The sequence below is a fragment of the Variovorax sp. 10N420 genome, assembly GCF_056394705.1.
Genome location: NZ_JBFTIJ010000005.1, coordinates 517,699 through 538,742, shown reverse-complemented (window position 1 = coordinate 538,742; position 21,044 = coordinate 517,699). Strand labels below are relative to the sequence as shown.

General features: G+C 65.4%; 19 protein-coding genes. 12 read left to right on the top strand and 7 right to left on the bottom strand.

The genetic code is table 11. The features are described 5' to 3' along the window. Window positions 1–350 (bottom strand): SDR family NAD(P)-dependent oxidoreductase (locus AC1DEK_RS16410; protein WP_478126310.1); only part of this gene is annotated, 350 nt, incomplete at its 3' end. Window positions 351–473: 123 nt separating this feature from the next. On the opposite strand from AC1DEK_RS16410, the gene AC1DEK_RS16405 reads away from it, so the two are divergent. Then, the gene (locus tag AC1DEK_RS16405) at window positions 474–2,561 is read left to right on the top strand and encodes an AsmA family protein (protein ID WP_478126309.1); all 2,088 of its coding nucleotides are present in this window, start codon (window positions 474–476) and stop codon (window positions 2,559–2,561) included. Between the two features lie 2 nt (window positions 2,562–2,563). On the opposite strand, the gene AC1DEK_RS16400 is transcribed toward AC1DEK_RS16405, so the two are convergent. Further along, window positions 2,564–2,797 (bottom strand): hypothetical protein, encoded by a 234-nt coding sequence (locus tag AC1DEK_RS16400; protein WP_478126308.1) that lies wholly within the window; start codon window positions 2,795–2,797, stop codon window positions 2,564–2,566. A 149-nt stretch (window positions 2,798–2,946) separates the two neighbouring features. Beyond that, a complete protein-coding gene (locus AC1DEK_RS16395) occupies window positions 2,947–3,900 on the bottom strand; it encodes a hypothetical protein (protein ID WP_478126307.1) in 954 nt (317 codons plus the stop codon). A gap of 198 nt (window positions 3,901–4,098) precedes the next feature. Here AC1DEK_RS16395 and AC1DEK_RS16390 point away from each other — a divergent pair, with 198 nt between their 5' ends. The 5 genes from AC1DEK_RS16390 to AC1DEK_RS16370 all read left to right on the top strand — a co-directional run bounded on the left by AC1DEK_RS16390 (window position 4,099) and on the right by AC1DEK_RS16370 (window position 8,805). Then, window positions 4,099–4,395, top strand: coding sequence for a hypothetical protein (locus AC1DEK_RS16390; RefSeq protein WP_478126306.1), 297 nt, complete (start codon window positions 4,099–4,101; stop codon window positions 4,393–4,395). 92 nt (window positions 4,396–4,487) lie between these two features. Continuing rightward, the gene (gene glf, locus AC1DEK_RS16385) at window positions 4,488–5,645 is read left to right on the top strand and encodes a UDP-galactopyranose mutase (protein WP_478126305.1); all 1,158 of its coding nucleotides are present in this window, start codon (window positions 4,488–4,490) and stop codon (window positions 5,643–5,645) included. A 31-nt stretch (window positions 5,646–5,676) separates the two neighbouring features. Continuing rightward, the gene (locus AC1DEK_RS16380; RefSeq protein WP_478126304.1) at window positions 5,677–6,546 is read left to right on the top strand and encodes a hypothetical protein; all 870 of its coding nucleotides are present in this window, start codon (window positions 5,677–5,679) and stop codon (window positions 6,544–6,546) included. Window positions 6,547–6,557: 11 nt separating this feature from the next. After that, window positions 6,558–8,102 carry a mannitol dehydrogenase family protein gene (locus AC1DEK_RS16375; RefSeq protein WP_478126303.1) on the top strand — a complete coding sequence of 515 codons (1,545 nt, stop codon included), beginning with the start codon at window positions 6,558–6,560 and terminating at the stop codon, window positions 8,100–8,102. A 1-nt stretch (window position 8,103) separates the two neighbouring features. Continuing rightward, window positions 8,104–8,805 (top strand): HAD family hydrolase, encoded by a 702-nt coding sequence (locus tag AC1DEK_RS16370; RefSeq protein ID WP_478126302.1) that lies wholly within the window; start codon window positions 8,104–8,106, stop codon window positions 8,803–8,805. Window positions 8,806–8,813: 8 nt separating this feature from the next. On the opposite strand, the gene AC1DEK_RS16365 is transcribed toward AC1DEK_RS16370, so the two are convergent. From AC1DEK_RS16365 to rpoN, 3 genes are all read right to left on the bottom strand, one after another. Further along, window positions 8,814–9,323, bottom strand: a complete 510-nt coding sequence (locus AC1DEK_RS16365) for a hypothetical protein (protein ID WP_478126301.1) — start codon at window positions 9,321–9,323, stop codon at window positions 8,814–8,816. Between the two features lie 23 nt (window positions 9,324–9,346). After that, complete coding sequence (locus AC1DEK_RS16360) at window positions 9,347–11,173, bottom strand: glycoside hydrolase family 2 TIM barrel-domain containing protein (protein ID WP_478126300.1); 1,827 nt, start codon at window positions 11,171–11,173, stop codon at window positions 9,347–9,349. Window positions 11,174–11,279: 106 nt separating this feature from the next. Continuing rightward, window positions 11,280–12,692: an RNA polymerase factor sigma-54 gene (gene rpoN, locus AC1DEK_RS16355; protein ID WP_478126299.1), complete on the bottom strand. Its 1,413-nt coding sequence runs from the start codon at window positions 12,690–12,692 to the stop codon at window positions 11,280–11,282. A gap of 227 nt (window positions 12,693–12,919) precedes the next feature. Here rpoN and AC1DEK_RS16350 point away from each other — a divergent pair, with 227 nt between their 5' ends. From AC1DEK_RS16350 to AC1DEK_RS16340, 3 genes are all read left to right on the top strand, one after another. Further along, window positions 12,920–13,315: a hypothetical protein gene (locus tag AC1DEK_RS16350; protein WP_478126298.1), complete on the top strand. Its 396-nt coding sequence runs from the start codon at window positions 12,920–12,922 to the stop codon at window positions 13,313–13,315. A gap of 169 nt (window positions 13,316–13,484) precedes the next feature. Further along, a complete protein-coding gene (locus tag AC1DEK_RS16345) occupies window positions 13,485–13,823 on the top strand; it encodes a hypothetical protein (protein WP_478126297.1) in 339 nt (112 codons plus the stop codon). A 108-nt stretch (window positions 13,824–13,931) separates the two neighbouring features. Next, a complete protein-coding gene (locus AC1DEK_RS16340; protein WP_478126296.1) occupies window positions 13,932–14,642 on the top strand; it encodes a YebC/PmpR family DNA-binding transcriptional regulator in 711 nt (236 codons plus the stop codon). On the opposite strand, the gene AC1DEK_RS16335 is transcribed toward AC1DEK_RS16340, so the two are convergent. Beyond that, complete coding sequence (locus AC1DEK_RS16335; RefSeq protein WP_478126295.1) at window positions 14,639–17,380, bottom strand: MGH1-like glycoside hydrolase domain-containing protein; 2,742 nt, start codon at window positions 17,378–17,380, stop codon at window positions 14,639–14,641. The two genes, AC1DEK_RS16340 and AC1DEK_RS16335, sit on opposite strands and share 4 nt — an antisense overlap. A 154-nt stretch (window positions 17,381–17,534) precedes the next feature. Here AC1DEK_RS16335 and AC1DEK_RS16330 point away from each other — a divergent pair, with 154 nt between their 5' ends. Genes AC1DEK_RS16330 through AC1DEK_RS16320 form a run of 3 tightly spaced genes read left to right on the top strand, consistent with a single transcriptional unit; the run spans window position 17,535 to window position 21,043 of the window. Further along, a complete protein-coding gene (locus AC1DEK_RS16330) occupies window positions 17,535–18,302 on the top strand; it encodes a glucose 1-dehydrogenase (protein ID WP_478126294.1) in 768 nt (255 codons plus the stop codon). Window positions 18,303–18,307: 5 nt separating this feature from the next. Continuing rightward, window positions 18,308–19,855 carry a GMC oxidoreductase gene (locus AC1DEK_RS16325; RefSeq protein ID WP_478126293.1) on the top strand — a complete coding sequence of 516 codons (1,548 nt, stop codon included), beginning with the start codon at window positions 18,308–18,310 and terminating at the stop codon, window positions 19,853–19,855. Window positions 19,856–19,858: 3 nt separating this feature from the next. Next, window positions 19,859–21,043 (top strand): MFS transporter, encoded by a 1,185-nt coding sequence (locus tag AC1DEK_RS16320; RefSeq protein WP_478126292.1) that lies wholly within the window; start codon window positions 19,859–19,861, stop codon window positions 21,041–21,043. Window position 21,044: the final 1 nt, after the last annotated feature.

Here is a 21,044-nt window from a genome sequence, read left to right as displayed (position 1 = left end):
ATCAGCTCGTGCCAATGCGCTTCGTCGAACTGGTCCAGCGGTGCGCGGCGCTGCATGCCGGCGTTGTTGACCAGGATGTCGATCGGTCCGATATCGGCTTCGATCCGTTCGACCGCAGCGTTCACGGCATTGCCATCGCTGACGTCGAATGCGGCGGTGAAGACCGTGCCGCCTTCGCCGCGCAATTGCGCTGCGGCCTTCTCCAGCTTGTCAGGGGAACGGGCATTGAGGATCACGCGGGCGCCCGCCCCTGCCAAGCCTCGCGCGAGTGCGTATCCGATGCCGGCGCTCGAACCGGTGAGCAGAGCTGTTCGACCAGCCAGGGAGAAGTTGTCGAGCACGGATTGCATGGGACCTCCAGGGATGTAAGGGGCTGCGCGCGGGAATCATCCCACACGTCTTTCCCGCCCGCTCCCACGGCCGGGCTGCGCCAAAGCGCAGATGTTGGGGGCTGGCCGTTTCGAAGTCTTGCCATGCCTTCTCGCCTGCCGGTGTTCGTGGGGCGCCATCCTGTCTGGTCCGTCATCGCGGCGCTCTTCGTGGTGCTGGTGGCGTTCGTCCTGGTGTTCGACTGGAACTGGGTCCGCCCTTCGCTCGATCGCTATATCTCCAGGAAGACGGAGCGCGAATTCCACAGCGCCGATCTTCACGTCAAGCTCGGACTGACGCCCACCATCGTCATGCGCGACGTCTACTTCGGCAACGCGGCGTGGTCGAAGGACGCGCCCGCCATGGCGAAGATAGAGCGCCTGGAGTTCTCGGTCGCCTTGCGCGACCTGCCTGAGAAGATCCTGGTTCCGCGCGTGGCGCTCACGCGTCCCGACCTTGTCTTCGAGCGATTGCCAGACAACCGCAAGAACTGGATTCTGTCCGACCCATCGGACACATCACCCAGCAAGTTGCGCATCAGCACGCTGTCGGTGGACCAGGGCCATTTGATCTACATCGACCATGGGGAGCCCTTCACGATCGATATCCAGGGAAGCACCTTCGATCCGAACGCGCAAGAGCAGGTCAAGAATGCGAATACCAAACCGTCCAACAACCGCTACACGACCCAGTACGACTTCAAGGGCAAATACCACGACGCGGCGTTCTCGGGACGCGCGCTCACGGGTGATGTGCTGAGCTTCCAGGAGTCCGGGGTGCCGTTTCCGCTCAAGGGCCAGTTGGACGCGGGCACGACGAAGCTCGCCGTCGAAGGCACGATCGCCGACGCGGCCAACATCACGGCCATCGACACCCAATTGCGCATCGAAGGCCAGACGCTGGCCAATCTGTATCCCTTCCTGCTGTTGCCGCTGCCGGCCTCTCCGCCCTATCGCCTGCAGGGCCATCTGATTCTCAAGGGCAACCGGTACAGCATGGACGACCTTGCCGGGCGGATCGGCTCGACCGACGTCACCGGCAAAGGCGCCTACGTCGATCAGAAGCCGCGCCCGCTGCTGACAGCCGATCTGCACAGCAAGCTGCTGAACCTTGCCGACCTCGGTCCGCTGATTGGTGTGCAGACGAAGCAGAGCGGTGGCAAGCCGAACGTATCGCAGGCCGAGACCCGCGACAGGCCCACAGCCAAGGCGAAGGAAAAGCAGATCGATCCCACGCACGTGCTGCCCGCGGGCACTTTCGACGGCAGCCGATTGCAGAAGATCGATGCCGAGGTCGACCTCGTCGCTACCAGGCTCGAGGTGCCTCAGTTCCTGCCCCTGGAGAGCCTCAAGGCTTCGCTTCGCCTGCACGATTCGATGCTCAAGGTGGCCCCGCTCGACTTCGGCTTTGCGGGCGGCAGCATCGCATCGCAGGTCGCGCTGGACGCGCGCGAGCCCACGTTGAAGTCCGACGTCCACATCGACCTGCAGCGCGTGCGCATCGATCAGCTCGCGCCCGACAGCAAGACGATCGCAAAGGGCGCGGGCCGCGTCGGTGCCACCTTGCACCTGAAGGGCACGGGCAACTCCATCGCCGACGCCGCCGCCAAGGCCGACGGCCGCATCGTCGCTACCGTGGTCAACGGCCGGGTGTCGAACCTGCTGGACGCCGCGAGCGGCCTCAACGGCGGCAAGGTGCTCATGTTGCTGGCCGGCGGCGACAAGGACATCGTCATCAACTGCGGTGGCGCGGCGTTCGACGTGAAGGACGGCCAGGGCAAGTCTTCGCTCTTCGTGGTGGACACCGAGCAGACGCAGGTGCTCGGCGGCGGCACCTTCGATCTCGAACACGAGCGCTTCGACATGACCATTGCACCGAAGCCGAAGGAAGTCGGTCTGCTCTCCCTGCGCACGCCGGTGCGCGTGTATGGCACCTTCAGGCAGCCTCGCTTCGAGATCGAGAAGGGACCGCTCGTTGCGCGCGCGGGCGCCATGGCGGCGCTGGCAGTGGTGAATCCGCTGGCGGCGCTGGTGCCATTGATCGAGACGGGCCCGGGCGAAAACACGAACTGCGGCGCCATTGAAAATCGAACGGCGGGTGCGGTCCAGCAAGCCGAGGGCGGCAAGCCAGGGATTGCGCCCAAGGCCAAGCCCAAGGCCAAGCCCGACCTGGAGGCGAAGGGCAAGCGCTGACGCTACTTGGGCTCTGTCTTGAACAGGCCCCTGACGTTCAGGATGGCCAGGCACACCTGCAAGGCGATGAGTGCCCAGGCGTCGGTGTGAAGCCCCCAGGCCACCCAAAGAACGTTGCTGAGCAGGAAGATCCAGAAGCCCGCATTGCGCCTTCCCCTTGAACTGGAAGCAACGAGGTAGGCGGCCGCGACGGAAGCCGCGAACGCGGGCCACTGCACCAGGTCCAGCAGGTCCACGCCGGTCACTCACCGGACGAACAACGCAATGAGGATGATGATCGGGATCGGTACGCCAAGAAACCAAAGAAGAAGTGAGCGCATGGGAGTTCTCCTGAATTCGAGACGAGGGAGTGAAGTCTTGTCAACGCGTCGCGCGGACCACCGGCTCAGAGATCACGGCGCCGGCCGCCGTAGATGGCCGCGAAGCTCGCGACGAAAGCGCCGATCAGCATCGAGACCACGAGCCAGAGAGACGCGTATGCAGAAGCTTTGCGCGCCGCGTCGGCCGCTTCCTGCGCCTTGGTCTTGGCGTCGTTGAGCGTCGCCTGCGCCTTGTTGTAGGTGTCGGTCACTCGCCTTTCAGCGTCTTGCTGACTGAGCCCTGTGCGCTGCGCGACGAGCTGCCCGACGTACTTGGTGTCTTCGGGCGACAGCGTGCCTGCGCGGAAGCTGTTCACGAAGATGCGGGCGACCTCGGACGCCGGTGCGTTGCCCGCCGAGCTATCGGAGGGCGCCGCACCGGCGGCGCTCGGGTCCCGGCGGAATAACGAGTCGACGAAGTAGCCGACCGGGCCCGAGCTCGAGTTCGAGCTCGAAGAAGAGTCGCCGGTGGAAGATTCCGCTGCCCCAGCGGCCGTTGCAGAAGCTGCGGCGGTTGCTGCCCCACCCGCGGCCGTGGCGCCCACTTGCGCACCCGTACCAACGATCGATCCGACGGCCGACGTAAGGAGCGCTGCGGTAAGCAATGTCGCAACAGCCCAGGCCAGGAAGCCATGCGCTGTGTCGCGGAAGTACACCTCGTCCGTGTGCAAGCCGGCCCATTTGGTGCGCAGCCTGCCCGCCAGATAACCGCCCATGCCGGATGCGGCAAGCTGAACGATCGACAGCCACACCACGGACGCGACACCGATGGTCGTGGCACTGGCGCCCTTGTTGGCCCACGGGCTGACCGTGGACAGGCCAAGGCCGGTGCCAAGCAGCAGAAGGACCAGCGACAACGCCGCAGCGCCGGCCGCGCCCGCGAATATGGCACCCCAGGAAACGCCACTGGCGCTGGACCACTCCTCGACGCGAGCGCTGCCACGCGGCTGCACGGTGGGATCAACTCTGTATTCAGCCATGGGCGCTCCTCATTTGTGAAGGCTGCACTCTGGATTTGGGCGCGACCCGACGTGGTCATCCAGTCACTACACGTAGAGTAGGCAATGGACTCAACAGTCCACTCTGGTCCCTTCCTACATGAGTCCGTCCGGCAACCCGACAGTGGTGCCGATGCCAAAGGGAAGAATGGGTGCACACCCCGACTCGATGGAGACCCAATGGACATCGACCTGATCAGACAACCCTTGAATGACGCGCCAAACGCGCCACCATTGACCGATGCCGATGTGGCGGCATTGGATGCGACGACGCCGGCGCCAACTCCTGATGCGATGGCGCCGAAGACCTTCAGGCAAAAGCTCGATCAAGCGCTCGATGTTTGCACGGTCCGCACAAAGGCCTACATTGCCGAGCGCCCCGTGAGCGCGGCCTTGATGAGTGCCGCTGCTGGTGCTGCGCTGACGATCTTCCTCAAGCGCACCTTGGGCCTGTCCCAGCGCCAACGCCTCGACTGACACTGAAGGATTCATAGCGCAGCGGGCACGCGGTTTGCCGAGGAGAGTGGGTGCATTCACCCCAACCCCCACTCCCAACCTCCACAAACCACATGGCCCACCCCACCACCAGCGCTTCCGCGCGCGACGGCTCCCGTTCTTTCGACTACCTCATCGTTGGAGGCGGCTTCGCCGGCTGCGTCCTCGCCGAGCGGCTTGCCAGCCAACTCGACCGGCGCGTGCTCATCGTCGACCGGCGCAACCACATCGGAGGCAACGCCTTCGATCATCTCGACGAATCCGGCTTGCTCGTGCATCGCTACGGGCCTCACATCTTTCACACCAATTCGCAGCGCGTGCTCGACTATCTGTCGCAGTTCACCGAGTGGCGGCCTTATGAACACCGCGTGCTGGCGATGGTCGACGACCAACTCGTGCCGATCCCTATCAATCTGACCACCATCAACAGGCTGTATGGACTGAAGCTCGATGCCGCCGGCGCGGCAGCCTTCCTGGCGGCGCGCGCGCAACCGACCGAGAACATCGTGAGCTCACGCGACGTCGTGGTGAGCCAGGTGGGTGAAGAGCTTTACCGCAAATTTTTCGAGGGCTACACGCGCAAGCAGTGGGGCATCGATGCCTCTCAACTGGACAAGGCGGTGACCGCACGCGTGCCGACTCGCACGGATGCGGACGACCGCTACTTCCAGGACAAGTACCAGTGCATGCCTTCGCACGGCTACACACGCATGTTCGAGCGGATGATCGACCATCCGAACATCACCTTCCTGCCCAACACCGACCATGCTGACGTGAAGGACGTGATCCCGCACGATCACCTGATCTATTCGGGTCCGATCGACGAGTACTTCGGCTTTTGCTTCGGCAAGCTTCCCTACCGCTCGTTGCGCTTCGAGCACAGCACGCTCGATCAGCCATGGCTGCAACGGGTGGCGGTGGTGAACTATCCCGCGCCTGACGTGCCCTTTACCCGCATCACTGAATACAAGCACCTGACGGGGCAAACGCATGCGCGCACGAGCATCACACGCGAGTTCCCGACTGACGAGGGCGACCCGTACTACCCGATCCCCGCGCCGCATAACGCAGCGCTCTACAGGAAGTACGAAGAGCTGGCCGAACGCACGCGCGGCGTGACCTTCACGGGCCGGCTCGGCACTTACCGCTACTACAACATGGACCAGGTGGTAGCCCAAAGTCTCGCGTTGTTCGCGCGCCTGGAGCAGGAAAGCGACCTGGAGGCGGCCTGAAGGCAGCCGTCCCGCTACCGATGGTCTTCCTATGGCTATGGCACGTCAAAACCTGGTGGTCGCCCGCGTCGGCCGCCACTCGCTCCATCCATCCTGGCTCGGTACCGCGGGCCAGCGCAACTGGGATCTCTATCTTTGCCCCTACCAGGCGCTGCAGCCGCAAGACGATCTCGAATGCACCGTAGGCGACGTGATCCCCGGACCCAAGTGGACAGGCCTGCGAGAGCTTCTTGGGGGTTGGACCGGCTGGCGCGAGTACGAGCGCATATGGCTGCCGGACGACGACATCTTTGCGACGGCAGACGCGATCGACAGGATGTTCACGCACTCAGCGGCGCTCTCCTTCGATCTCTGCGCGCCTGCATTGCACGAGGCGTCCTACTACGCGCACTACAGCACCATGCGCAACAAACGCTGCTTTGCACGGCGCACGGGCTTCGTGGAAATCATGATGCCGTGCTTCAGCCGATGGGCGCTCGATCGGCTTCTGCCGACTCTTGAACTCAGCTCGACCGGGTGGGGATGGGGCCTGGATTCACTTTGGCCGAAGCTGCTTGGTTATCGCAACCTCGGCATCATCGACGCGGCGCCGGTGCTTCACACGCGGCCGGTGGGCATGTTCCGCGATGCCGAGCTCGGCCGCCGCGTGCATGCGGAGTCCGACCGGATCATGGAGGACTTTGATTGCGCGCAAATCCACAAGACCTTCGCGATTGTCGGCCCGGAGCGGGAGACGCTCGGCCTGGAGCCCGATGCACTCGCGGTCATGCTCGCCGACGGCTGGCGTTATTTGCTGCAAAGCAATCCAGCGGTGCTGCCACTGCTCTTGCAGGCACAGCAGCCTGAAGGTGGTTGGGGCGGCTACCCGATCGCGGGGACGCCATCATGCGTGGCAGCCTGAGCAGCAGCTCCTTGCATTGCACAGACCTGGCGCGTCCGCAGCCGTTGCGTCTCTCGCGCGCATGCATGGACCTCGCGCCGCCGGAAGTGCGGCGGCCGGACTTCGGACCCGGCAAGCTGCGCCCGGGAATCCTGCACCTGGGCTGCGGATCGTTTCATCGTGCGCACCAGGCCTTCCTCACGCAGCGCGCCGTCGAATGGGAATACGGCCCCGCAAAACGCCTGCGGGGCAGCGAACCACCCGCCTGGGGCATCGTCGCGGCCAGCCTGGTCACGCCGGGCACCGTCGATACGCTCGCTGCGCAGGATGGCCTCTACACGGTCCTTGAACGAGGGAGCCAGGGAACACGCGTCACCGTGGTGGGCACATTGAGTGAGCTCGTCTACGCGCCGCGCGACCCGCTGCCGCTGCAGCGCGCCTTCGCCGATCCTGCGATCAGGGTCGTGACACTCACCATCACGGTCGGCGGCTATGGCGCGGACGCCTGCGGCAGGCTCGACACGAGCACAGCGGCGCAGGGGGATTGGCGGCTCCCGCAACCCCGCACGGCCATTGGCGTACTCGTCGCGGGCCTTCGGCAGCGGTGGCGGACGGGCACTGCCCCACCCGTGGTCCTGTCGTGCGACAACGTGCCTTCGAACGGGCGCCTTTTGCGCCAGCTGTGCATCGACATGGCCGCGCTGGAGGATGACCGCCTCTCCGCATGGATCGCGGGACACGTGCAATTCCCCTCGACCATGGTCGACCGGATCGTGCCGGCCACCAGCGCGACCGACCTCAAGGACGCGAGCGCCGCGCTGGGATTGATCGATGCGGCGCCGATCTGCGCCGAGCCCTTTCACCAGTGGGTCATCGAGCGCTTCGACGGCGCGCGCCCGCGCTGGGATGCCGCCGGCGCGGAGTACGTATCGGACGTGACGCCATGGGAAGCCTCGAAGCTGCGCCTCCTCAACGGCGGCCATCTGGCCATCGCCAGCCTGGGCCAGCTCGCAGGCTGCGAGACCATCGCCGACGCGATGGCCGTACCCGGCTTCGCAGCCTTCGCGCTGCGCTTCATGCTCGACGAGCAGAAGCCAACGCTGCCGCCCAGCGACCATGACATCGATGCCTATGCGCGGCAACTGCTCGCGCGCTGGCGCAGCCGCGGTATCGCGCATCGGGTCGAACGGGTGGCCCGCGACGGTTCGTCCAAGCTGCCAGCGCGGCTGCTCGCGTCCTTGAGGGACAACCGGCGGGCGCGCCGGCCGGCACCCTGCACCGTGCTGGCAATCGCCGCATGGATGCGCTGCATCGCAGGGCACGATGATTTCGGCGGTCCAATCTTTGTACCGGACCATCTGTGCGCCACGCTGCAACGCAGTGCTGCCGATGCACATGACGATCCCCGCCGGCTCGTCGACCTCCTGCTGGGCCTGCCGAGCATCTTCGGAGACGATTTGCCGAGAGACATCGGCCTGCGCCGGAGCCTGATCGACGCAGTCACCATGCTCCGGCAGCGCGGCGCACGCGGGGCCGTGGCGGCATGCGTTTCTGGCATGCTTGCGCTGGATGACTGACATGGACATGGCACCTGAAACCCTGGATCGACTGGTTGCGTCGGCCGTTGTGTTCGACATGGACGGGCTCCTGCTCAACACGGAGCACCTGGCGCGCCGAGCCCTGAGGCTGGCCGGGGAGGAGGTCGGGCTCGATCTGCACGACGACGTCTGCGCGCTGATGATTGGCGTGCCGGCCGACGGCTGCCGGCGGCTGCTGCTCGAACACTACGGCGAAGGGGCGCCCGCCGACGACCTCTTCGCGGCTTCGTCACGCCACCTGCTCGCGCTCATCGATGGCGGCGGCATGCAGCTCCAGCCGGGCGCGTCCGAGTTGCTGGCGCTGCTCGAAGAGGCGGGCGTGCCGCATGCCGTTGCGACATCGTCGTCGCGAGAAAAAGCGCATCACCACCTCGAACGCGCAGGCATCGTGCAGCGCTTCGATGCCATCGTGACGCGAGACGACGTGGCGCGCGGCAAGCCCTACCCTGACCTCTTCCTGCGAGCCGGCCAACTGCTCGATACATCGCCGGGCGACTGCCTCGCGCTCGAAGACTCCTACAACGGCGTGCGAGCGGCGCATGCGGCTCGCATGCCGGTCGTGATGGTTCCCGACCTCCTGGTGCCAACGGACGAGATGCGTGAGAAGGCCATCGCCGTGCTGCCCGACCTGCATGCAGTGGCCAGGCTGTTGCACTTCAAGCCCCGACCCGCACCGCGATGACCTGACGCTCAGGGCGAAAGCTCGGCGGTTGCAGGAGCGGTCGCGGTTGCGGTCCCGGTCGCGGATCCCGTCGAAATTGCAGAGGCAGCCAGCGCCGCCGCGCCAGCCGTGGTCACCGGCCGTTGCGGCGCGATGGTGCCGCCGCGCGCGAGATGCGCTTCGATCTTGCGCTTCTCCATCCATGCCACCAGCCCCTCTTCATCGAGCCCCGGCAGCTCGCGGCTGTATCGATGGCCATGCTCCAGCGTGCGCATTTCGCCCCACTCCGGAAACGTGCGATGCACTTCCGCGAGTTCTTCATCCGGATCGATGCCCATGCTGCGCAGCCTGCGATAGAACGGACCTTCGACGCGGTCCATCGGCTTGGTGTGGTCCATTGGCACAGCATCGACGATGCTGATGCGGTTCTGCCCGTCCAGCAGCGACGACCACGCGTAATCGATGCCCCAGGTACAGCGGGTGAGCAGAAAGGTCGGCAACAGCACCTCCAGCGCATCGCGCGAGAAGCATGGCGCCATCAGCAAGCGGCGTGCCCGCCGGTCTACACGGTGCCTGGGATCCATGAGCGCGACAGGCTGGTCGCGGCCTTGATCCGCTCCAGCGGAATCTTGGGCGTGCGGTCCGCATTCAGCAGACCGTTGGCCTCCTGGAACGTGTCGGCGAACTGGGTGTAGCAAAAGCCACTGAAGATCGCCGCGTGGACGATGGTTTCCAGCAGCCGCGCATACAGCTCGCCGAACTCCTCCGCGCCATGCGCCACCGCGTAGCCCCAGACCTTCTTGGTGTCGTGCCCCACGGGCAATGCCAGCGGCGCGGGCTCGGCCTGCTTCGCATGAAAGGCGATGCCGCCGAATTCGGTCAGCATGATGGGCTGGCCTTCATGCGGATGATCGTCCAGCGTCAGCACGCGGCCGGCCGGCCAGCGATGCTCCAGCAGTGCCTGCCGCGCGGTTTCGGCGCCGCCGTAGCGCTTGCGCAGGTTTTCGGTGTCGGCGTCGTAGTCGTGCACGCCGATGATGTCCGTCGCGCTCGACTCCCAACCGTCGTTCCCAATCACCGGCCGGCTCCCGTCGAGCGTCTTGGTCAGATGGAACAGCGCCTGCACCGCATGCCGGTGCGCCCCGACCGACGGCAACTCGGGCACGCCCCACGACTCGTTGAACGGCACCCAGACGATGATGCACGGATGGCTGTAGTCGCGGTCGATGGCCTCTGTCCATTCGCGCACGGTTCGCTTGATCGCGCCGCGCGTGAAACGATAGGCGGAAGGCATCTCTTCCCACACCAGCAGGCCCAGCCTGTCGGCCCAGTACAGATAGCGGGGGTCCTCGATCTTCTGGTGCTTGCGCACTCCGTTGAAGCCCATTGCCTTCGCGAGTTCGACGTCGCGGCGAAGCGCGTCGTCATCGGGCGGAGCCAGCAGCGTGTCCGGCCAGTAGCCCTGGTCCAGCACGAGGCGCAGCAGGTAGGGCCGGCCGTTGAGCATGAAGCGGTCGCGCAGGATGTGAACGGAGCGAAGCGCGGTGTATGAATCGATCGTGTCGATCACTCTTCCGTTGCGCAGCAGACGCAGCTTGGCATCCAGCAGCGTCGGACGCTCGGGGGTCCAGAGCATCTCGTTGCGGAAGTCGTCGATGCCTGGGTCCGACAGCACGATGGAGCGGTCGACCTCGCCTTCGATCACCTGGTAGCGGTCACGCGCGAGCAGCTTGTCGGCATGCCGCAATTCGATCTCGATCGCCAGATCGTCCGAGATGTCTCCGGCGATGCGAGCTTCGAAATAGAGCGCGTAGCCCTCCACCTTCGGCGTCCAGCGGATCTTGTCGATGTAGGTCCTGCCGACGCGTTCCAGCCACACGGTCTGCCAGATGCCTGTCGTGCGCGGATACCAGATCCCGTGCGGTTCGGCTTGCCAGTCCTGCTTGCCGCGCGGCTTGGTGAGATCGCACGGATCGTCCTCGGCCCGCACCGTGACAACCTGCCGACCCGCAGGGTCGAGCAGATGGGTGATGTCCGCGGAAAACGGCGTATGGCCGCCGTCGTGCGTGACAGCGAGCCGGCCATTGACCCAGACGCGCGCGGCATAGTCGACCGCGCCGAAGCGCAGGATGACCCGGCCACCGTCGGGCGGAAGTTCGACGTCGCGCTGGTACCAGCAGACGTAGTGGAAGCCGCGGTCGCCAATTCCGCTCGCTTCTGATTCAGGCGGAAACGGAACGCGTATCTCACGAGGCCACGCGGAGATGTCGTCCGGGCTGAGAAAGGCGCGTTCGTCGTCGAAGCAGAAACGCCACACGCCATTGAGCGACATCCAGTCATCTCGTCGAAGTTGAGGGCGCGGATAGGCAGGGTTCAAGGCAGAGTCCAAGTCGTGCTCCTTGTGCATTCCCCCGGCCCGGGCGGGGCGCGGCCGGCCGGACAGGTTAGGGGCTCGCCCGACCGGAGCGTGTCGGAGCATGCCGCATATGCCGCATCTAAGGCCGCGGCTGCGCGCCCCTGCGCCGCTGTTCGAGCGGCGCGATGTTCAGGGCCTGCCGGTACTTGGCCACCGTGCGCCTGGCGATGCGAAACCCCTGGGTCGCGAGCGCCTGCGCCAGCGCAGGGTCGCTCAGCGGAGCGTCTTTCTGTTCGCCTTCGATCAGCTCACCGATAAGGATCTGAAGGGCCGCCGGCGCCGTCTCGCCACCGGCTTCGTGCGGCATGCCGCGCGAAAAGAAATGATGCAGCTCGAACACGCCGTGCGGCGTCGTCATGTACTTGTGGTGGACGGCCCGCGACACCGTCGACGAATGCACGCCGACCTCATCGGCGATCGCTCGCAGGCCCAGCGGTTTCAGCGCGAGCGGTCCATGGTCCAGGAAGAGCTTCTGACGGCCGACGATGGCCGTGGCGATGTCGAGGATCGTCGAAACGCGCTGCGCCGCGTTGCGCACAGTCCATCGCGCCTGGTCCAGGCAAGCCTTCATGGCCGAGTCGCCTTCGGTCCTGTGCTTTTCGAAAAGGGCGGCGTAGGCCTGATGCATGCGCACCCGTGGAATCGCGCTTTCGTTCAGCGACGTCCGCCACGCGCCTCGCACCTTGGAGACGACCACGTCGGGAACCACGACGCGCGCGATGCCATCCGCGTAGCGCCAACCCGGGCGCGCATCCAGCGACCGTATGCAGGCGGCGGCGCGCTGCACTTCGGCCTTTGACGCATTCAGCAGCTTGGCAAGCTTGTCCAGCTTGTGAGCGGCCAACAGCTCGAGATGCGCATCGGCGATGGCGCGGGCCATGGCGCGCGTCGGCGAATGCGGCAGCGCGTCGAGCTGAAGCCGCAGGCATTCGCCGAGCGAACGGGCGCCGACGCCCACCGGGTCGAAAGCCTGCACGCGGCGCAACGCGACCCGCAACTCGCATTGCGCATCCGTCCCGGCTTCCCCCAGGGCCGTGCCGAGCTCGTCCAGCGAGATGCGCAGGTAGCCGTCGTCGTCCAGCGCTTCCACCACCGCGTCGGCGAAGTAGCGCTCGCGCGCGTCGAGCCGCAGCACCCCCACCTGCGCGTGCAAATGCTCGCGCAATCCGGCGGGGACGGGCAGGTTCTGCAGGTGGTCCGCGCTGTCCTCGTGCGAGAGGCGCTGCCGGGGGTCGTGCCCCCACATCCGGTCGAGTCCGGCGGCCCAGTCCGACTCCGATTCGAAGCGAGCGGCGGCAGGAGTTGACTGCGGGTTTTCCGGAAGGCTTCCGGGCATGTATTCCAGGTCGAGGAAGGGGTTGCCTTGCGCAACCTCCTGCAGAGTGTCCGCATAGTCCATCGAGGACATCTGCAGCAGGCGCACCGCATGCTGGAGCCTGGGAGAAAAGACCATGCTTTGCGCCAAGCGCGCCTGGAGGTGTATTTCCGTCATCGCCTTCTACATTGAACGTCGAGCGACCGATGCGCAACGATCATGCCAATCGCCTGTTGCCGGCGCTCCAGAGGCGCAAGCCTTCATGCGCCTGAAGCGGCCTGCAAGTTGGCGGCCACCCCTCGCAATCCATGCGGCAAATCTTGCGGGAGACGGAGCGAGCAGGGGGTGCTTCGCGGGCACGGCTATTGCTCGAACGACATGGACGATCACCCCGGAAGAGCGCCATGAAATGGACAGAATGCTACGAGCGAATTCAGATGCTGAGTCCGAAGTCGGCCAAGCTTGCCGCGCGAATGCTCCGCAAGGACCGCCTTGTTCCGTCGAGCTGGGCTTTCTCGCTCGACCTGGCGCTCACGTGCCGCGCAAAAGGCTCAGGGCCCGTCACCGAAGGCGACTTCGAAGTCATCGCCACCAATCAGAAGGCGGAAATGTCGCAGCCGCCTGAGACGCTTGATGGAGATCAGCGGCGGGCCTGGGAGTTCGCAGCAGCGGTGAGGGGGTTCCCTGTTCACAAACCCAGGGTTGAGAGCGAACGCGAACCCATGGAGGCGCGCGAGCCCGCACTGGCGCAAATCGACAGGAGTGTTGCGACCGGCCGACACCGTTTGGCTGCAAAGTAACTTGATGAAGCTCTTTTTGCCGCAAACCTTACCGGCTTCCTGGGGCCGCGGCGTCGGTTTGCGCTTACGACAAAAGGGCTGACCTTCGTGCGCCGCAAGAGCGGCCGGGGCAGTCATGCTGGCAGTCCACGTCCTTGACGTGTTTCGGTTCCACCCGCCTGGAGAATTCATGGACAGCGACAAAGCTCAAGTTTTTCCCTTTCCCACTGCCGAGCATCACGACAAGCTGCCCGAGATGGCTGAGCGGCCCGTGGAGCAGGCGCCGACCGAGTCGGCACTCGACCACGGCATCGAGGAGTCCTTTCCTGCCAGCGACCCGGTGTCGGTGAATGTAAGCAAGGTAAAGCACGCGCCGGTTGCGCCAGTGACGTCGCAGGACGCGAACGCACCGGGCAAGCCGGGCGGCGAGTCGCGATCATTGAAGAACCCGCTGACCTGGGTCTACGCGGCTGCGGCCGTCGGAGCGGCCGTGGTGTATGCGGCGACGCGCCGCAAGCGCCTGTATTAAGGCGCCACGCCCGACGCCTTATGGCGCCCGGGAGCCGCCCGGCAGCCCATGCTTCGCCTGCGGCAGAATCCTTGACCCGCAGCAAGTCGACTTCAAGGAACATCACACATGGGCGCGCAATGGAAAGCCAAGCACAAGGATCTGGCGGCGAACGCCAAGGGGCGCCTGTTCGGCAAGCTGGCCAAGGAAATCATGATTGCAGCGCGCAGCGGGGCCGATCCGGCATCGAATGCGCGCCTGCGGCTGGTGGTCGAGCAGGCTCGCAAGGTGTCCATGCCCAAGGACACGCTGGAGCGCGCGATCAAGAAAGGCGCCGGCCTGACCGGCGAATCCGTGCATTTCGATCATGTGATCTATGAAGGCTTCGCGCCGCACCGCGTTCCGGTAATGGTCGAATGCCTGACCGACAACGTGAACCGAACGGCGCCTGAGATGCGCGTGCTGTTCCGCAAGGGCCAGTTGGGCGCCTCCGGTTCAGTGGCCTGGGATTTCGATCACCTCGGCATGATCGAGGCCGAACCCCAGCAACCCGACGCCGACCCCGAACTCGCCGCCATCGAGGCTGGCGCACAGGACTTCGAGCAGGGCGAAGAAGGCGTTGCGGTGTTCCTGACCGATCCCGTCGATCTCGACCTCGTCAGCCGCGCGCTGCCGGCGCAGGGCTTTTCCGTGCTGTCGGCCAAGCTCGGCTACAAGGCCAAAAACCCGATCGATCCGGCCAGCCTGAGCGCCGAGGCGCTGGAAGAAGTCGAGAGCTTCCTGGCCGCCATCGATGCGAACGACGACGTACAGAACGTGTTCGTGGGGCTGGCGGGTTAACTGCGCGTGAAGTGCGGCGGCACCGGTACCTGTCCGCCTGCGTCTTTCAGCGCGTACTCGCCATGCTGCCGGATCAGCTTGGCGACCAGCCCGGTCCAGCCGGTCTGGTGGCTGGCGCCGAGGCCGGCGCCACTCTCGCCGTCGAAGTACTCATAGAAGAGCACCAGGTCCCGCCAATGCGGATCGCTGTTGAACTTCTCGTATCGGCCATTCGAAGGGCGCTTGCCGTTCCCGTCGCGCAGGAAGATATTGACCAGCCGCTGCGACAGGTCGGTGGTCACCTGCCAGAGAGTCATCGAATGGCCGGTGCGCGCGGGCTCGGGCACCTTGAAATCGTCGCCGAGGAAATAGTGGTGCTTCTGCAGCGCCTCGATCAGCAGGAAGTTCAGCGGAAACCACACCGGGCCGCGCCAGTTCGAGTTGCCGCCGAACATGCCGCTGGTCGACTCCGCCGGTTCGTAGTCGAGCGTGAAGGTCTGGCCCTCGATATTCATTACGCAAGGGTTCTGCGCATGCGTCTTTGAGACGGAGCGAATTCCGTGCGGACTCAGAAGGTGCGCTTCGTCGAGCACGATCTCCAGCAGGCGCGCGAGCTTGTGCGAATCGACGAGAGCCAGCCGCATGCGTTCGTGAACGCCGATGTGGGTCATGTCGGCCAGATTGCGCAGCAGTTCGGGTCGGTTGTCCGCAAACCACTGATAGCGTTGTTCGTAGTCGCGGAAGCTGTCGAGCATGTCTTTTTCGCCGACAGCGATCGCGAACAGCGGCACGAGGCCCGCGACGGTATAGGCATTGACGGGAAAGCGGCGCCCGTCGGGCAGCAGCAGCACGTCGAAGTAGTAACCGCGCTCCTCGTCCCACAGGCCACGCGTCTCCGTGCCGATGTGGTTCATCGCGTCCCCGATGTAGACGAAGTGCTCGAAGAACTTGGTCGCCACGTCTTCGTAGGTCGGATTCTCGAAGGCCAGCACCAGCGCGATGTTGAGCATGTTGAGGCAATAGGTCGCCATCCAGCTGGTGCCATCGGCCTGCTCCAGATGGCCGCCGCCGGGGAGGCCTGAGGTGCGATCGAACGCGCCGATGTTGTCCAGCCCGAGAAAGCCGCCCTCGAACAGGTTGTTGCCTTCCTGGTCCTTGCGATTGACCCACCACGTGAAGTTGATGAGCAGCTTGCGGAAGATGCGTTCGAGAAAGACCGTGTCCATCCGGCCGGTCATCTTCTGCTCGATCTGGCAGATGCGGATCGCGGCCCAGGCATGCACCGGCGGATTGACGTCCCCGAAGGACCACTCGTAGGCGGGGATCTGCCCATTCGGATGCATGTACCACTCGCGGGTGAGCAGCAGCAACTGGTCTTTTGCGAAGTCGGCGTCGATCATCGCGAACGCGACGCAATGAAAGGCCATGTCCCAGGCTGCGAACCACGGGTATTCCCATTTGTCGGGCATCGACAGCACGTCGCCCGTGGCAAGGTGGGTCCATTCGTGGTCGCGGCCCTGCTTGCGCTCCTCGGGCGGCGGCGACTGCAGCTTGTCGCCTTGCAGCCAGTGCGCAACCACGAAGTGGTAGTACTGCTTGCTCCAGAGCATGCCGGCGAAAGCCTGGCGCTGCACGTTGCGCATGTCCGGCGGCAGGTCGAAGGGCGTGATGCGCTGGTAGAAGGCATCGGCCTCTTCGGTACGGCGCGCGAACACCGCATCGAACCCACTGCCGAGTGCGTCCGAGAGCCGGCCGTCGTTCGACAGCCGCAGCTTGACCACGCAGCTTTCGCCCGGCTGCAAGGTGCGCCGGTAGAGCGGCGCGGCCTTGGTGCCGACGTTCGCGCGATTGACCGCATCGTGGCGCCCGTGCACCACGAAGTCGCCAAAGGCGTCCTTCGCGAATCCCTGCGCCGGACTGCCCCAGAGCCGGGCGGCGTTGCTTTCGTTGTCGGTAAAGAGCAGGTCATCGGAGGGTTCGTGGTAGAGCCAGTACGTACCGAGCCTGGCGTGCGTGGCGGCGATCGCATGAGGCTGCGCAGGGTCCTTGGCGAGCCGCGGCTTGGGCTTCCTGCCGGACCACGACCATTCATTGCGAAACCACAGCGTGGGCAGCAGATCGAGCGGCGCCGGCTCGGCGCCGCGATTGAACGCGCTGATGCGCACCAGCACGTCGTCCGTGCCCGCCTTCGCATATTCGACGAAGACGTCGAAGTAGCGGTCCTCGTCGAAGATGCCGGTGTCGAGCAGCTCGTATTCGGGGTCGTGACGGCCGCGCCGGCCGTTCTCAGCGACGAGCTGGGCATACGGAAAGGCCTGCTGCGGGTACTTGTACAGGTATTTCATGTACGCGTGGCTCGGCAGGTTGTCGAGGTAGAAGTAGTACTCCTTCACGTCCTCGCCGTGATTGCCTTCCTTGCCGGTGAGCCCGAACATCCGCTCTTTGAGGATCGGATCGGCACCGTTCCATAGCGCCAGCGCAAAGCACAGGCGCTGCTGGTCGTCGGAGATGCCGGCGATGCCGTCTTCGCCCCAACGGTAGGCGCGTGAACGCGCCTGGTCATGGGTGAAGCTCTCCCATGCATCGCCGTTGGCGCTGTAGTCTTCGCGCACCGTGCCCCACTGCCTCTCGCTCACATAGGGCCCGAAGCGGCGCCATGGGACCTGCTTGTCGCGAACTTCGGCCAGGCGCTTGTCTTCTTCCGAGGGTTCGGCTGGGGCGGATGGGGTAGGTGCGGTGGGTGTGGTGGGTGTGGTCAATTCGGCTTTTTTCCGCTGCGGTGGGCCCGCCTGCTTTTACTGCCGCCCGAAGCGCCAGTCAAAGTCAGGCACTGCGAGGCAAATCGGGGTACAAATCCGACGGTCGCACGACCAGCGACATCACCAGCCACATCACCAGCCAAAGAGGAACGCCATGTCACTCAAAGGAAAGATCGCCATCGTCACGGGTGGAAACAGCGGAATCGGCAAAGCCATCGCGCTGGGGCTGGCCAAGGCCGGTGCCAACGTCGTGATCGACTATGTCGCCAATCCGGAGGCGACCGACGAACTGGAGCGGGAGATCACGGCGCTGGGCGACCAGTCGATCGGGGTGGAGGCCGACGTCAGCAAGGTCGACGACCTGCAGCGGCTCGTCGATGCCGCCGTCACGAAATTCGGCAGGATCGACATCATGGTCAACAACGCCGGCGTCGAGACCCGCACGTCGGTGCTCGACACGACCGAGGCCCAATACGAGAAGGTGCTGGACATCAATCTCAAGAGTGCCTTCTTCGGCACCCAGTTGGCGGCCAGGCAGATGATCAAGCAGGGCGGCGGCGGGCGGATCATCAACATCACCTCGGTGCACGAGGATTGGCCGATGCCCGGCAACACCGCCTATTGCCTGTCGAAGGGCGGCATGCGCATGCTCACCCGAACCGCCGGTGTCGAACTGGCGCCGCACGGCATCGGCGTCGTCGGCGTCGGCCCCGGCGCAGTGGCCACGCCGATCAATCTCTCGACCATGCAGAACCCCACCTTGCTGGCGGTGCTCAACAAGGCCATTCCGCTCGGCCGCATGGCCCAGCCCGAAGAAATCGCCAACGTCGTGGTGTTCCTCGCAGGCGACGGTGCCAGCTACGTGACCGCCACCACGATATTCGCGGACGGCGGCATCATGCAGAGCAGCCCCGGGCTGTAGCCGCCATGGACGGGCACTACGACGTCATCATCATCGGCAGCGGCGCCGGCGGCGGCACACTCGCGCATCGCCTGGCGCCTTCGGGCAAGAAGGTGCTGATCCTCGAACGCGGCGACTGGCTGCCGCGCGAGGCGGCCAACTGGAGCGTTGCGGAGGTCTTCGCCGACAACCGCTACATCTCGGCGGACACCTGGTATCTGCCCAGCGGCAAGGCCTTTCAGCCGCAGGTGCACTACTTCGTCGGCGGCGCGACCAAGATGTACGGCGCGGCGCTCTTTCGCCTCCGCAAGGAGGACTTCGGCGTGATGCGGCATCACGACGGAATTTCGCCCGCCTGGCCCGTCGGCTACGAAGAGTTCGAGCCCTACTACACAGAGGCCGAACAGCTCTACCAGGTGCATGGCGAACGCGGCACCGACCCGACCGAGCCGCCAGCCAGCGCGCCCTACCCCGCTCCGCCGATCTCGAGCGAGCCGCGCATCGCAAAGCTCGCCGAAGACCTGAAGGCAGCCGGCTACAAGCCCTTTCACGCGCCGTCGGCGGTGATGATGAACGAGGCCGACATGGCCTACAGCCGCTGCATCCGCTGCCAGACCTGCGACGGCTTTCCATGCCTGGTGCATGCCAAGAGCGATGCCGAGGTGATCGCCGTGCGGCCTGCGCTGGAACACGCCAACGTCACCCTGGTGCGCAATGCACGGGCGCTCAAGCTCGAGAGCAACGGGGCCAGCGTTACCGGCGTGCTGGCCAATGTGGCGGGCATCGAGCAGCGCTTCTCGGCCGACATCGTGGTGGTTGCCTGCGGCGCTGCCAATTCAGCGGCCCTGCTGCTGCGTTCGGCGAGCGATGCGCATCCCGCCGGCCTGGCCAATGGGTCGGGCCAGGTCGGTCGCAACTACATGTTCCACAACAGCCAGGCGGTGCTTGCGCTGTCGCTGACGCCGAACGACACGACATTCCAGAAGACGCTCGCTCTCAACGACTTCTATTTCGGCATGGACGGGTTCGACTATCCGATGGGCAACATCCAGATGATCGGCAAGACGCTCGGCGGCATGTACCGCGCCGAGAAGGCGCTGCTGACCGCACTGGTGCCCAGCCGTGCGCTGGACGACATCGCGCGGCATGCGGTCGACTTCTGGTTGACCACCGAGGACCTGCCCGATCCGGACAACCGCGTGACTGTCGATGGCGATGGGCGACTGACGCTTGCCTACACGCCCAACAATCAGGTCGCCAAGCAGAAGCTCTACGAAAAGCTCCGTTCGATGCTCTCGCAGCTCGGCTTCAAGTCCCACCATCTGCTGGGACGGAACGTCTACATGCAGAGCGACATCGCGCTGGCCGGCTGCGCGCACCAGGCCGGCACCTGCCGCTTCGGCGACGACCCGGCCAGCTCGGTGCTCGACCGCAACTGCAAGGCGCATGAGCTCGACAACCTGTATGTCGTGGACACCAGTTTCTTTCCCAGCATCGGCGCGGTGAATCCGTCGCTGACCGCGATCGCCAACGCATTGCGCGTTGGCGACCACCTGCTGCAGCGGCTCGGCTGAAGCGTGGCCCGCACTGCAAGTCGATTCGAAGTCGGCGTCCTCTATGCCGCCGGCGTGGTGCAGGGACTGGCGCTGGTGAGCTTTCCGGCCGCAAGCGCCATCCTGACCAGTCCGTCCGGCTTCGGCTTGTCCAGCACGCAATTCGGGCTGATGTTCGTGCCGCAGGTGGTGCTGGCGATCCTGGCGTCCGCCTTCGGCTCGCGTCTGGCGCTGCGCCTGAGCCTGCGGGGCGTGCTGTTGCTGGGGCTCGTCGGCGATCTGATCGCGATGGCACTGCTGGCCGCGAGCCAACTCTGGATGGGCGCGCCAGCGGCTTTCGTGCTGCTGTGCATTGCCACCGGCGCGCTGGGTATCGGCTTCGGTGCAACGGTGATGGCGCTGAACACGCTGGTGGAAGGCTTCTTCCCGGACAACGCCGACAGCGCCGTCCTGCTGTTGAACGCGCTGCTCGGCGTGGGGACTGCATTGGCACCGCTGCTGGTTGCGTTGTTCACAGGCTTGGGCGCATGGTGGGGCTTGCCGCTGCTGATGGTGGCGTTGATCGTGTTGCTGCTGCTTGCCACGGCCAGCGCCGCGCTGCGCCTGCCCTACAAGCCTTCCGGCGGCGACAGCCAGCTGCCGCGCCGCTTCTGGTGGTATGCCGCCGCGGTGCTGCTCTATGGTGTGGTCGAGACGCTGAGCGGCAACTGGGCGACGCTCTATCTGTCCAGCCAGCGCGGCATTCAGGCGAGGGATGCGTCGTTCGCGCTCACCGCCTTCTGGTCGGCCGTGACCCTGGGACGGGTGCTGATCGCCTTCCTCGAACGTGCGGTGCCCGCGCGCTGGATCTACCTGGCGCTGCCGGTGCTGCTGGCCGCGGTCTTCCAGTGGGTCGCCCGGGTCGACGGCGCCTGGGGCGGCATCATCGCCTTCGGCTTGGCCGGGCTGGCCTGCTCGGCTTTTCTCCCGCTCAGCATCAGCTTCGCCGGCACCGAGATGCCGCGCCAGGCAGCCACGATGTCGGGCGTGCTCATTGCGTTCTATCAAGTGGGCTACGGCGTGGCGGCCTTCGGCGTTGGACCCTTGCGCGAACTCACCGGCCTCGACTACGCGAGCCTGTTCGCAGTCGGCAGCGTGGTTGCGCTGGTACTCGCCGCCGTGGCGGTCGGGCTGGTCCGCCGTCCCCGCCGTCCCGCACCTGCGGCATAGT